The organism is Pedobacter soli, from assembly GCF_900101435.1.
GTDB lineage: Bacteria > Bacteroidota > Bacteroidia > Sphingobacteriales > Sphingobacteriaceae > Pedobacter > Pedobacter soli.
Genome location: NZ_FMZH01000003.1, coordinates 1 through 13,312, shown reverse-complemented (window position 1 = coordinate 13,312; position 13,312 = coordinate 1). Strand labels below are relative to the sequence as shown.

Sequence of the window (13,312 nt, the reverse complement as noted above, 5' to 3'; positions counted from 1 at the left end):
ATATGTTTAGAACATCATTATTAATTCCAACATATAATGCTGGACCTGAGTTTGAAAATGTTTTGAAAAGTATATCTGTTCAGGGCTTAACTGTAGATCGAAAGATTATAATGGATTCTGAGTCATCCGATGAAACAATTCTTCTTGCAAAAAAATATGGATTTGAGACATTAACGATAAAGCAAGTTGATTTTGATCACGGATATGTTAGGCAATTGCTTGCAGATGCCGCTAGTGATTGTGATATTTTTATTTATCTTACTCAGGATTGCATTCTCAAGAATAAAGATTCAATTAAGCATTTGGTCGATGCTTTTGAAGAACCCAAAGTAGGTATAGCATATGGTAGACAATTACCTCATATAGGAGCTAAAACACTTGAATCACATGCGCGCTTATTTAATTACCCATCTACCTCTGTTGTCAAAAAACTCTCAGATAAAGATAAATTGGGAATAAAAACTGCATCATGTTCAAATTCCTTTGCGGCCTATAGAAATACAGCGTTACGTGATGTTGGCGGATTTCCAAGTCATACAATTTTCGCTGAAGATGTAATTGTTGGTGGACAAATTTTAATTAAAGGTTGGCAAATTGCATACGTAGCAGATTCTGAGGTTTATCACTCACATGACTATACAATAAAAGAGGAGTTTAAAAGATACTTCGATATTGGAGTTTTTCATTCAACAAATATTTGGCTGCTAAATGAGTTTGGATCGGCAGGTGGAGAGGGTTTTAAGTATTTAAAGTCGGAACTGAAATATGTAATTAAAAATAATCCATTAGTTTTGCCTAAGATGACTATGTCTATTGCGGCTAAATTTTTGGGCTACAAATTGGGAATGTTACACGAAAAACTATCTCTAAAGCAAAAGAAAGCATTCTCAATGCATAGTAAATACTGGGATAAATTAGAAAAAAATAAATGAATCATTTAATATTTGGTGGATCCGGGTTTATTGGTACTCACCTGAAAAGATATATTAAAGAAACTTTGTCATTAAAGGACAATGTTTATAGCTTCGATTTGAAGAAAAAAGTTAGTGATGATTTTGAAATATTGGATGTTAGAAAAGCAATAAACTTAAAATTAGATAATGCTCGTAATAGTGTTATTTATAACCTAGCTGCGGTTCATACTACACCCGGTCATCCTGATCATGAGTATTTTGAAGCTAATGTATTTGGTGCACAAAATGTTTGTGATTTTGCCAGACAGAACAATATTCAAACAATAGTCTTTACAAGCTCTATCGCCCCTTACGGAGCATCTGAAGATTACAAAACTGAAGAAACGTTACCTATGCCCAATACTCCATACGGTATTTCTAAATTGACCGCAGAGTATATTCATAAGTTATGGCAAGCAGAAGATCCTAGTAATAGAAGACTTATAATCGTTAGGCCTGGAGTCGTTTTTGGAAAGCAAGAAGGCGGTAATTTTACTAGATTGTATAATTCGCTTAAGAAAGGTTTTTTCTTTTATCCTGGAAGGAAAGATACCATTAAATCTAGCGTTTATGTGAAAGATGTTGTAAGGATTCTATATGAAACAGGTCAAATGGAAAAGCCCGGACATGTTACCTATAACTTAACGTATTACCCTGCACCTACTATTGAGGAAATTTGTGTTACTATGGCTGAAGCAACGCGAATTAAAGCTCCAAAAGTATTAGTTCCAGGCTGGGCATTAAAATCAGCGGCTGGTTCAGCTTATTTTGGAGCTAGGATATTGGGTAAAAATATTAGCGGCATTCATCCTGACCGCGTTAAGAAATTAATGATTTCGACGAATATTTCTGGAGAGAAACTTAAATTATCGCCATATAAACTCCAGTTTAGTTTAAGAGAAGCTTTAGAAGATTGGTATAGGGATTGTGAAAATATTGAGTTATACTAAACTATATTTAAATAAGGCATTGCCACGCATAATAAAAAAAAGTTTACAGGAGTTGTAAACTTTTTTTATTTCTACTGCATTGATCTATTATTCTACTATTTGAAGTAATAATAATATTCGTCTTTTTTGCTGTTTAAATTGGTATTATATTGCATTATTATTACTTATTTTATTATTAATAATGATTTTTTAACTTTGAAACGGATTTTGGGCATCAATTTTGTTCATTGTAATTCATTTAAAACAAAAATAACAACTAAATGTTTAAGTTCTCGCTTTAAGCCTATGCAAACACGTTACCTGTTTATACTCAAATATATTTTACCGATAACTGACCTGATTATGGTTAATATCGTGTACTTTTTTGCCTACCAATTCACTGCCTATATGGGCAAAGCCGTGAGTTCGGAATTGCAATGGCACTATGTAGTGGTGTGTAATTTAATCTGGATAGTAAGTACTACTAGTTTTGGTTTATATAGCGAATATGGATCGCGTAGGATTGAACGGATTTATAGAGGTACCTGGAAAAGCGTGGTTTTGCATGCTGTGCTGTTTTCTGTTTACCTTTTCTTCTCGAAACAAAATGACTTTTCCAGATCTTTCCTTGTTGTTTTCTACGGTATGCTGGGCATTTTGTTTTTGGTGAACCGTTTTATCGGTACTTCTTTTCAGTTCCTACTGTTTAACCATTTACGTGGCGTTAAATCGGTAGCGATTATGGGAAATAATGCCACTGGTCTGCAATTGGCCAGTTATTTTGAAAAACAGCATTATATAGAATTTCATGGTTTTATTAACGATGTACCAGATGATTATTTAGATCGGAATGGGCAGATTTCAGAAGCGGTGGGGCACCAGTTCAAAATGGCAGTTGATAAAGGCATTAAAGATATTTATGTGACTATTGCTCCTGACCGAATGGCTGACATGACTATTTTAACCGAGGAAGCAGAAAGGCAATGTGTACGGTTAAAGTTTATTCCTGATATTAGTGGCGCTTTATTATCGCCATATACCGTAAGTTATTTGGGTAACGAATTTCCGGTTATTTCTTTGCGTTCGGAGCCCTTAGAAAAAATCCATAACCGTTTTAAGAAGAGAGCAATTGACGTTGTGTTCAGCGGCCTGGTTATTCTTTTTGTATTGAGCTGGCTGTATCCGATAATTGCTATTCTGATCAAGCTACAGAGTAAAGGACCAGTATTGTTTAAACAACTAAGAAGTGGGCGGGATGACGAGCCTTTCTGGTGTTTTAAATTCAGGAGCATGCGGATGAATGCCGATAGCGATAAGCGGCAGGCCAGTAAGAACGATGACCGGATCACTCCGATAGGTAAATTCCTCAGAAAGTCGAGCCTGGATGAATTACCACAGTTTTTTAATGTATTTATGGGGCATATGAGCGTGGTAGGCCCTCGTCCACACATGTTAAGCCATACCGAACAATATAAAGGTATTGTAGATCAGTTTATGGTGCGTCACTTTTTAAAACCTGGTATAACGGGTTGGGCACAGGTAAATGGATATAGAGGCGAGACTAAAGAAGATTATAAGATGGTGAAGCGCGTTGAGCATGATATCTGGTATCTGGAGAATTGGAGCGCGATGCTTGACGTGAAAATTATTTTTATGACAGTGATTAACATGATCAAAGGTGAAGAAAACGCCTTTTAATTGTAAGTTAATGAGGAATAATACAAAACCGACGTTAATTATTCTTGCTGCTGGAATGGCTAGCAGATATGGAGGGAATAAACAAACTGAATCGTTTGGACCAAATGGAGAAACGATTATGGAATATTCTATTTATGATGCTATCAAGGTTGGGTTTGGCAAGGTGATCTTTATTATCAGAGAAGAATTTTCAGATGCCTTTGCTGCGCAAATTGAACCTAAACTCCTTGGTAAGATAGAAATTGATTACGCTTTTCAATCATTAGAGCGTTTTAGTAATAACATTGAATTTTCGAAAGAAAGGAGTAAACCTTTTGGAACAGCGCATGCTTTGCTTTGCTGTAAAGGGAAAGTGGAAGGGCCTTTTGCTGTAATTAATGCTGACGACTTTTATGGTTTTGATGCCTTTAAAAAAGCCTATACATTTTTAACAACCGATATCAGGGATGAGCTATTTGCCTGTTTAGGATACCAACTTAAAAATACTGTAAGTGAATTTGGTGCTGTTACCAGAGGAGAGATTCAAACTGATGTGGTGGGTGAAATTGTCTCTATTAATGAAAGAAGAGAGATTGTTTTTAAAGATGGACAGATTATCAGTCTGGAGAAAGACCAACGGCAGATTTTAGCAGCAGAGACCCAAGTAAGTATGAACTTTTTCTGTTTTACGTCTACTTTTATTGATTGGATGGAAGATAAATATTATCGGTTCTTATCCGAAAATAAACATGAGCTGAAGGCAGAGTTCCTTATACCTGAAGTTGCCGATCAATTAATTAAATCGGGTACTGCCAGCATTAAAGTTATTGATACAGATGCCAAATGGTTTGGTGTTACATTTAAAGAGGATGCGAACCTTGTTAAAGAAGAGCTTTTAAAACTCTCTAACGAAAAAATCTATCCTCTTGATCTCTGGAATATTGTTAGCCCTATTACATTAGTATAATTTTAAAAGCCCAATAGGGCTTTTTTTATGATTGAACATTTTGTTGTACATTGTTAATTCATGATTAATTGCGTTCTTTGCCCTTAAAATTAAAATTTATCCGATGAAGAAAATCCTATTCCTACTATTTATAATTATCTCTGTCCGTGAGCTAAAGGCTCAAGCCGTTTACCAGCCTTATTCTTATCAGTTCTATCAGAAATTAAGTGGCGAAGTATATAATCCCGCTACGCGTATACATAGTGCTTTAAAACCTTTTTTTATCGATGATAGCTTACTGCGCGATAAAAGTACTATGCTGCTAAGCGTAGGAACGGACTCCACCAGAAAATCGTGGGTTTCGAGAAAACTATTTCAAGAACATTTATTGGATATACAAAGAGATGATTATACCGTTTATGCAGACTTTTTACCGGATTTTCAGATTGGAAGAGATTTTTCAGGAAAAAAGAACACCTATTTAAATACTCGTGGTTATCAGGTTGGGGGAACGATAGGAAAGAAATTTTCTTTTTATACAAGTGGTTTTGAAAATCAGGGACGCTTTGCAGATTATTACCGAAATTACATTGATCAGACCGGGATTGTTGCTGGTCAGTCATATAACCGAATTGGTGGTAGGTATGGACAAGGTTACAATCCAGAGATTAATCCCTTAACTGCCGATTGGTCTTATGTAACTGCAACACTATCTTACACGCCGTCTAAATATCTGAATATTACAGCCGGTTATGATAAAAATTTTGTGGGTGATGGCTATCGCTCATTATTATTGTCTGATTATGCTTCACCATATCCTTTTCTGAAGTTAACTGGTAATTTAGGAAATGTACAGTATATGGTAATGTGGGCTGCCATGCAAGACCCAAGTGCACCTCAGTTATCCTATGAAGCGGGTTTTAGAAAAAAAGGAGGAGTGTTCCACTATTTAGATTGGAATGTGAATAATCGTTTATCTATTGGATTCTTTGATTCTATTGTATGGGGGCAAACGGATGATGCCGGAAATAGAAGGGGGTTTGACTGGGGCTACGCCAATCCAATTATTTTCTTAAGACCAATAGAAGCTTCAAGTGGTTCGCCGGATAATGCCTTATTGGGGTTCACCGGTAAATATAAATTTGCTAAAGAACTGGTCGGGTATGGTCAGTTTTCGTTAGATGAGTTTCAGGCCAAAGAATTTTTTTCTTCGAAAGGGAGTTCTCGTAATAAATATGCATGGCAATTGGGACTTAGAGGCGCTGACGTATTCCATGTACCTGGTTTGAACTATTTGTTAGAATATAATACTGCTAAACCTTACACCTTTTCTTCTCGGAAACCTATTATCAATTATGCACAGTATGGTGAGCCCTTGGCACACCCGATGGGTGCAAATTTTAGAGAGCTAGTGGGTTTATTAAATTATTCTTACAAGCGTTTTGATTTTAGTGGGGAATTGATGTACGCTAAGTACGGATTAGATGAAGCTGGACAGAATTATGGTAAAAACATTTTCGAACCTTATACAGATGCGGTAAAAGCCAATGGGAATTATACTACTCAGGGCATCCGAACTGATCTTTTTTATGCGGAGGGCCGAGTTGCTTATGTGATTAACCCTAAATATAATCTGCGTTTGGAATTAGGTGGTATCATCAGGCGTGAAAGTAATAGTTTGGGTAAAAACAATACCGGCTTAATTACTTTTGGTTTAAGAAGTTCATTCAGAAATCTATATTCAGATTTTTAGTATGGTGATTGCCCTAATAGATATTATAGCATAAAATAAGAAAGCCTGATCGACATGCCATCAGGCTTTCTTATTTTATATGTTTGTGGATATTTACTCTACCGTTACCGATTTAGCCAAATTTCTTGGTTGATCTACATTACATCCTCTCATCACGGCAATATGATAAGAAAGTAACTGAAGTGGAATAGTTGCTAGTAGCGGTAAGAAAGCTTCATTTGCATCAGGTATCTCGATACAATAATCAGCCATTTTCTTTACCTCTGTATCCCCTGCTGTTACAATGGCAATTACTTTTCCTTTTCGGGCTTTTACTTCCTGGATATTACTAATCACTTTTTCGTATGATGAATTTTGCGTTGCGATAAATACAACAGGCATTTCTTCGGTAATCAGTGCAATAGGGCCATGTTTCATTTCGGCTGCAGGATAACCCTCCGCATGGATATATGAAATTTCTTTAAGTTTTAAAGCGCCCTCTAAAGCAACGGGAAAGCCCGTACCGCGACCTAAAAACAAGCAGTTTGTAGAATCCTTAATTTTTTCGGAAACTTCTTTGATCAAGTCATTAGATTCGAGCGCAAGCTCAACTTTTTCAGGGATATGGTCTAGTTCAGTTAATAATTCAATTAATTTGGAAGTAGTAATGGTGCCTTTTTGCTGCGCCATATAAAAGGCCATTAAAGTTAATACCGTAACCTGTGCTGTAAATGCTTTTGTAGATGCAACACCGATTTCCGGACCTGCATGTGTGTAGACCCCGGCATCTGTTAAGCGTGGGATGGATGCACCTGCAACATTACAGATGCCAAAAATGGTTGCCCCACGTTCTTTTGCCATTTCAATTGCGGCCATGGTATCGGCTGTTTCGCCTGATTGCGAAATGGCAATTACCACATCCTTTTCGGTAATGATTGGATTGCGGTACCTGAATTCTGATGCGTACTCTACTTCAACCGGGATGCGTGCATATTCTTCAATCAGGTACTCTCCTACCAAACCTGCGTGCCACGATGTTCCGCAGGCTACGATAATGATCCGATCGATATTTTTTAGCTTTTCAGCAAATTCTTTTATTCCTCCTAACTGAACTTTACCTTCCTGCGGATAGATGCGACCCCGCATACAATCTTTTATTGACCGGGGCTGTTCGTATATCTCTTTTAACATGAAGTGATCGAAACCGCCTTTCTCGAGCATTTCGAGTTTCAATTCGAGTTCCTGGATCAATGGAGTTTGCACTACATTATCCAGCTGCTTAATTAGAAGATCGTTTTTGGTAATCAATGCAATCTCTCCATCTTTTAGGTAGATTACATTTTTGGTGTATTCGATGATAGGAGTGGCATCAGATGCAATAAAGTATTCACCTGCTCCAACACCAATTACCATCGGACTTCCTTTACGGGCCGCAATTAAACGATCGGGATTATCCTGGTCCATAATGACAATGGCGTAGGCTCCGCTCACTTCCTGCAGGGCCAAACGTACAGCCTCCATGAGGTCAATCTGTTCTATCTTTTGGATCTCCTCAACAAGGTGAATGAGTACTTCTGTATCAGTATCACTTTTGAATTCGTGCCCACGTTCTATCAATTCTTCTTTTAAAGTAGCGTAGTTTTCAATAATACCATTGTGAATAATGGATAATTTATGATTATTTGAGGTGTGAGGATGTGAATTCCGATCAGAAGGTGCGCCATGTGTTGCCCAACGAGTATGGCCTATTCCAATGGTGCCAGATTTATCTTGTGCAGCTGCAAACTCTTCTAAAACGGCCACTTTACCTGCTTTTTTGTAGATATGCTGCCCGGTGTTATTCATTAATGCAATGCCTGCGCTATCATAACCGCGGTATTCTAATCTTTTAAGGCCTTTTAATACAATTGGCCAGGCTTCTCTAAAGCCTATATAGCCTACAATTCCACACATATAATTTCGGTTTTAGTTAGGATGCTAAGATAGTAAATCAAACGTTTGTTTAGCGCTTGAAAGGTAGACTTTGTAGCATTTTTGTGATACTGTTTTACATCTGGTTTACAATGTTATTATATTTAATTGTATTATTGGTGGGGTATTTGTTTGCAGGTAATGTTTACACAATCAATAAAATATGATCAAAAAAATCCCGGTGTAATTTTTTACAACGGGATTTCCTATGTTTTGATGTATTTTGCTTTTAACCAGCCATACTATCGGTAGTTCTCTTTATAGCAATTTTTCTTACGGTTTCTATAATGGAGTTTTTATCATAACCACACTCGGCCCAAAGTTCCGGTTGCTCTCCATGTTCGATAAACTGATCTGGAATACCCAAGCGGATTACGTTGGCCTGGTAGCCATGGTCGGCCATAAATTCTAGTACCGCAGACCCTACACCACCTTGTAATGAACCATCTTCTACTGTAATTACATGTTTATATTTGGCAAATACCTCGTGCAGCATTTGCTCATCCAAAGGCTTAACAAAACGTAAATCGTAATGTGCCGGATAGAATCCCTCTGTATTGAGTTCGGCACGTGCTTCTACTGCAAAATTACCCACATGACCAATAGTTAACAACGCTACATCTTCGCCATCACATATTTTACGGCCTTTTCCAATCTCTAAAGCTTTAAATGGTCTTTTCCAATCGGGCATTACCCCATTACCGCGTGGATATCGGATTACAAATGGACCAATATTATCTTGTTGCGCGGTAAACATCAGGTTGCGAAGCTCTTCTTCATTCATAGGTGAAGAAACCACCAGATTAGGGATGCAGCGCATATAGGCAATATCATAAGCTCCATGGTGCGTTGCCCCATCGGCACCTGCAAGGCCTGCCCTATCCAGACAAAAAACAACATTGAGTTTTTGGATGGCTACATCATGAATCACCTGGTCATAAGCCCTTTGCATAAAGCTGGAGTAGATATTACAGAATGGAACCAAACCCTGCGCAGCTAAACCTGCAGAAAATGTTACCGCATGCTGTTCGGCTATACCGACATCAAAGGCGCGTTTAGGCATAGCTTTCATCATGATGTTTAATGATGAGCCGGAAGGCATTGCCGGAGTTATGCCTACAATTTTATCATTTGCCTCCGCAAGTTCGACCATAGTATGCCCGAAAACATCCTGGTATTTTGGCGGCTGAGGTTTATCAGGGGTACTCTTTTTAATTTCGCCGGTAATTTTATCGAAAAGGCCCGGAGCATGCCACTTGGTCTGATCTTTCTCAGCCAATGCAAAGCCTTTACCTTTTACGGTAACGCAGTGCAATAATTTCGGACCTGGAATAGCAGAAAGATCTTTGATCACCTGTGCCAAACGTTTCACATCATGACCATCTACTGGGCCAAAATATCTGAAATTTAGCGCTTCGAATAAATTACTTTGTTTAAGCAGTGTGCCTTTAATGCTTTTTTCAATTTTCTTCACATACTTATGCGCATTAGGGCCAAGTTTAGAAAGGCCGGTAAGCACATGTGAAATATCATCGCGGAACCTGTTATAAGATTTGGAAATGGTAATGCTGGTTAAATATTCTTTCAGCGCACCAACATTAGGGTCGATAGACATGCAATTATCGTTTAAGATAACGAGAACATTGCTGTTTTCAATCCCAGCATGGTTTAATCCTTCAAAAGCCAAACCTGCTGTCATGGCACCATCGCCAATTACGGCAACGTGCTGCCTGTTGGTTTCGCCTTTTAATTGTGAAGCTACCGCCATACCCAAAGCTGCAGATATGGATGTAGAAGAGTGGCCCACCCCAAAGGTATCGTACTCACTTTCTGAAATTTTTGGAAAGCCACTAATACCACCATACACGCGGTTGGTGTGGAATAAGTCTCTTCGGCCGGTAAGAATTTTATGTCCGTAAGCCTGGTGGCCTACATCCCAAACCAGCTTATCGTAGGGTGTATTTAATGCATAATGGAGTGCTACCGTGAGTTCAACAACACCTAAACTGGCACCAAAATGGCCACCATTCACACTCACTACATCAATAATGTATTGTCGTAATTCCTGACTTATTTGTTCTAAGTCAGACTCGTTATATTGCTTCAAATCAGCGGGATAGTTGATTTTTGAAAGCAGGGGGCCAGCTTTTACTTGCATTCGAAATTTGTGGTAAAAAACAAGATACAAAGTAAGGTAAATTTGTTTTAATATAGAAGAGAAAAATTAGTGGTTTATTATTGATGGTTAAGCGGTTAGTGTTTAACGGTTTAGCGTCGGGAGACAAGCGTGTGGCGTTTGGTGCTCCATGAGGTGCCGCGATGATGGGTATTTAGCACTTTGGATTAGGTTATCAGGACCTGAAATTTTTTACTATGTTTGCCGCTACGCATGCAGGCAGAGAATTTTGAAATAAAACTTCCGGTTTTCGAAGGCCCCTTCGATTTGTTGTTGTTCTTTATTGAACGCGATGAACTGAATATTCAGGACGTGGAGATCGCGAAAATTACTAACGATTTCCTTGCCTATATTCATCAATTATTGGCGCTGAATGTAGAAGTGGCCAGCGAATTTATTCTGGTGGCAGCTACGCTGATGCGCATTAAATCGAAAATGCTTTTGCCGAGGATTGAGATTGATGAGGCCGGAAATGAAATTAATGCCGAACAAGACTTGATTGCCCGCCTTATTGCCTATAAGCAGTTTAAATCGGCAGCCGAAGAAATGAAAGTTTTAGAAGATGGCCGGATGAAACAGGACCAGCGGGGTAACATTGCTTTCGACTTAGGCTTGGCAGCAGCATCTTCAACCCATCAGGATGAACTCTTATCACTCGATCTGTATAAACTTTTAACAGTTTATCACCGTACCATGCAAAAGTATGAATTGCGGAGCGAAGAAGTAAAACATACCGTAGTTCAATATCCTTATACTATCGAGCAGCAAAAACACTTTATTGCCAATCTTTTAGATATCAATAAGCAGATCGATTTTGCCCTGGTGCTTAAAAACTCAGAAAATAAAGTACATTTCGTATATAATTTCCTTGCCATTTTAGAAATGTTGCAGCAACAAATTGTAGAGATAACCATCGGAAGTGGCTTTAACAACTTTAATGTGAAAGCATTATCGTAATTGCGCTTATATTAAGTTTGAATTGCTTACTTTTGCAAAAAAAATACAAACCTAATATAACGATGACACGCGACAACCAAATTTTTGAACTTATTGATAAGGAGTTAAACCGCCAGGAGCATGGTTTAGAGCTTATTGCATCAGAAAACTTTGTAAGCAAGCAGGTAATGGAAGCTGCTGGTTCAGTATTAACCAATAAATATGCTGAAGGTTTACCAGGTAAACGTTACTATGGTGGTTGCCAGGTAGTGGATGTAGTAGAGCAAATTGCTATCGATAGGGCAAAACAATTATTTGGCGCGGCATGGGTTAACGTACAACCACACTCTGGTGCGCAGGCTAATGCAGCGGTTATGCTTGCTATTCTTCAGCCGGGCGATAAAATATTAGGTTTTGATCTTTCTCACGGTGGTCACTTAACTCACGGTTCGCCGGTAAATTTTTCTGGTAAATTATATCAACCATTGTTTTATGGTGTAGAGAAAGAAACCGGATTAATCGATTATAAAAAATTAGAAGAGGTTGCTTTAGCAGAAAAACCAAAATTAATTATCTGCGGTGCATCTGCTTACTCGCGTGAGTGGGATTATGCTTTTATCCGTTCGGTAGCGGATAAAATCGGAGCTTTGGTTTTGGCTGATATTTCTCACCCTGCTGGTTTAATTGCCAAAGGTTTGTTGGCTAACCCACTTCCGCATTGCCATATTGTAACTACTACAACCCACAAAACTTTACGTGGCCCGCGTGGTGGTATGATTATGATGGGACAAGATTTCGAAAATCCATGGGGATTAAAAACACCTAAAGGCGAAATCCGTATGATGAGCAACTTATTGGATATGGCTGTTTTCCCTGGTACGCAAGGTGGCCCGTTAGAGCACATTATTGCGGCTAAAGCAATTGCTTTTGGCGAGGCTTTAAGCGAGGAATACGGAAATTATATCAAACAGGTTGCAGCCAATGCACAGGCTATGGCCAAAGCATTTGTGGCAAAAGGATACGGTATTATTTCTGGTGGTACCGATAACCACTTAATGTTAATCGATCTTCGCAATAAAAACATTACTGGTAAAGTTGCCGAAAATGCTTTAGAAAGAGCTGAAATTACGGTAAACAAAAACATGGTGCCATTTGATGATAAATCACCATTTGTAACTTCAGGTATCCGTGTAGGAACTGCAGCAGTTACCACAAGGGGTTTAAAAGAAGCAGAAATGGAAAAAATTGTTGATTTAATCGATCAGGTATTAACAAATCCTGAAGATGAAGCCAGCATCAATGCGGTAAAAGCCGAGGTTATTAACCTGGTTAGTGCATTTCCATTGTATAAATAATATCGCATTAAGCGTTTTTATAAAAAGAGCCTCGTTTTGAAGTGCACCCCAAAAGTTGGACGAAATTAGCAATTAATTATTAATGTGATGAGCTCGATATTTTATCGGGCTCATTCCTTTTAGATTGAGTTTTATTCGATCGTTATTATAGTATTCAATGTAATTTTTTATATCCTGTTTAAGTTCATTGATTTCACTGTACTTATTAAGATAGAATAGTTCCGACTTTATGATGCCAAAGAAATTCTCAATAATGGCATTATCCAGGCAGTTACCTTTTCTGGACATGCTCTGCCTAATGCCTTTCTTTTTCAGCATTCGCTGATGTTCTTTCATCTGATATTGCCATCCCTGATCAGAGTGTAAAATCAGGTTTGTGTTCCTATTTATCTTTTTGAACGCATCTTTCAACATAAGGGATACCTGTTCAAAATTTGGAGACTCAGATAAGTTATAGCTGAGAATTTCCCCATTAAATAATTCTATGATTGGAGATAGATACAGTTTTTTATCCCCCACTTTGAATTCTGTAATGTCGGTGGCCCACTTCTGGCAAGGTTGTGCTGAATTAAAATCTCGATTCAATAAATTGGGTGCAATTTTTCCTAACTCACCCTTATAGGATCTGTATTTCTTT

General features: G+C 38.1%; 10 protein-coding genes. 7 read left to right on the top strand and 3 right to left on the bottom strand.

The annotated features are described in order from the left end of the window. Nucleotides 1–2 precede the first annotated feature (2 nt). The 5 genes from BLR37_RS07380 (at nucleotide 3) to BLR37_RS07360 (ending at nucleotide 6,258) form a co-directional block, all read left to right on the top strand. Nucleotides 3–932 (top strand): glycosyltransferase family 2 protein, encoded by a 930-nt coding sequence (locus BLR37_RS07380; RefSeq protein ID WP_090766618.1) that lies wholly within the window; start codon nucleotides 3–5, stop codon nucleotides 930–932. Continuing rightward, on the top strand, nucleotides 929–1,903 hold the full coding sequence (locus BLR37_RS07375; protein WP_090766616.1) for an NAD-dependent epimerase/dehydratase family protein: 975 nt from the start codon (nucleotides 929–931) through the stop codon (nucleotides 1,901–1,903). Before BLR37_RS07380 ends, BLR37_RS07375 begins: the two co-directional genes overlap by 4 nt. Before the next feature lie 285 nt (nucleotides 1,904–2,188). Beyond that, nucleotides 2,189–3,580: an undecaprenyl-phosphate glucose phosphotransferase gene (locus tag BLR37_RS07370; RefSeq protein ID WP_090767806.1), complete on the top strand. Its 1,392-nt coding sequence runs from the start codon at nucleotides 2,189–2,191 to the stop codon at nucleotides 3,578–3,580. Nucleotides 3,581–3,590: 10 nt separating this feature from the next. Further along, the gene (locus BLR37_RS07365; protein WP_090766613.1) at nucleotides 3,591–4,526 is read left to right on the top strand and encodes a nucleotidyltransferase family protein; all 936 of its coding nucleotides are present in this window, start codon (nucleotides 3,591–3,593) and stop codon (nucleotides 4,524–4,526) included. Nucleotides 4,527–4,629: 103 nt separating this feature from the next. Continuing rightward, nucleotides 4,630–6,258, top strand: a complete 1,629-nt coding sequence (locus tag BLR37_RS07360; protein ID WP_090766612.1) for a gliding motility protein RemB — start codon at nucleotides 4,630–4,632, stop codon at nucleotides 6,256–6,258. A gap of 93 nt (nucleotides 6,259–6,351) precedes the next feature. Here BLR37_RS07360 and glmS read toward each other — a convergent pair whose 3' ends face one another. Together glmS and dxs are read right to left on the bottom strand one after the other, a co-directional pair. Further along, a complete protein-coding gene (glmS, locus tag BLR37_RS07355) occupies nucleotides 6,352–8,190 on the bottom strand; it encodes a glutamine--fructose-6-phosphate transaminase (isomerizing) (protein ID WP_090766609.1) in 1,839 nt (612 codons plus the stop codon). 247 nt (nucleotides 8,191–8,437) lie between these two features. After that, nucleotides 8,438–10,366 (bottom strand): 1-deoxy-D-xylulose-5-phosphate synthase, encoded by a 1,929-nt coding sequence (gene dxs / locus BLR37_RS07350; RefSeq protein ID WP_090766606.1) that lies wholly within the window; start codon nucleotides 10,364–10,366, stop codon nucleotides 8,438–8,440. Between the two features lie 231 nt (nucleotides 10,367–10,597). Between dxs and BLR37_RS07345 the strand changes: the two genes are divergently transcribed. Together BLR37_RS07345 and glyA are read left to right on the top strand one after the other, a co-directional pair. After that, nucleotides 10,598–11,341, top strand: coding sequence for a segregation and condensation protein A (locus tag BLR37_RS07345; protein ID WP_039475817.1), 744 nt, complete (start codon nucleotides 10,598–10,600; stop codon nucleotides 11,339–11,341). A 62-nt stretch (nucleotides 11,342–11,403) separates the two neighbouring features. Then, nucleotides 11,404–12,675 carry a serine hydroxymethyltransferase gene (gene glyA, locus BLR37_RS07340; protein WP_090766603.1) on the top strand — a complete coding sequence of 424 codons (1,272 nt, stop codon included), beginning with the start codon at nucleotides 11,404–11,406 and terminating at the stop codon, nucleotides 12,673–12,675. 72 nt (nucleotides 12,676–12,747) lie between these two features. Here the strand turns inward: glyA and BLR37_RS07335 are convergent. Then, a partial coding sequence (locus BLR37_RS07335; RefSeq protein ID WP_143009550.1) for an IS3 family transposase occupies nucleotides 12,748–13,312 on the bottom strand: 565 nt, incomplete at its 5' end.

Excerpts from the sequence above, each read along its gene's own strand:
- BLR37_RS07380 (WP_090766618.1), top strand. The coding sequence starts at position 3 with ATGTTTAGAACATCATTATTAATTCCAACATATAATGCTGGACCTGAG.
- BLR37_RS07375 (WP_090766616.1), top strand. The coding sequence starts at position 929 with ATGAATCATTTAATATTTGGTGGATCCGGGTTTATTGGTACTCACCTG.
- BLR37_RS07370 (WP_090767806.1), top strand. The coding sequence starts at position 2,189 with ATGCAAACACGTTACCTGTTTATACTCAAATATATTTTACCGATAACT.
- BLR37_RS07365 (WP_090766613.1), top strand. The coding sequence starts at position 3,591 with ATGAGGAATAATACAAAACCGACGTTAATTATTCTTGCTGCTGGAATG.
- BLR37_RS07360 (WP_090766612.1), top strand. The coding sequence starts at position 4,630 with ATGAAGAAAATCCTATTCCTACTATTTATAATTATCTCTGTCCGTGAG.
- glmS (WP_090766609.1), bottom strand. The coding sequence starts at position 8,190 with ATGTGTGGAATTGTAGGCTATATAGGCTTTAGAGAAGCCTGGCCAATT.
- dxs (WP_090766606.1), bottom strand. The coding sequence starts at position 10,366 with ATGCAAGTAAAAGCTGGCCCCCTGCTTTCAAAAATCAACTATCCCGCT.
- BLR37_RS07345 (WP_039475817.1), top strand. The coding sequence starts at position 10,598 with ATGCAGGCAGAGAATTTTGAAATAAAACTTCCGGTTTTCGAAGGCCCC.
- glyA (WP_090766603.1), top strand. The coding sequence starts at position 11,404 with ATGACACGCGACAACCAAATTTTTGAACTTATTGATAAGGAGTTAAAC.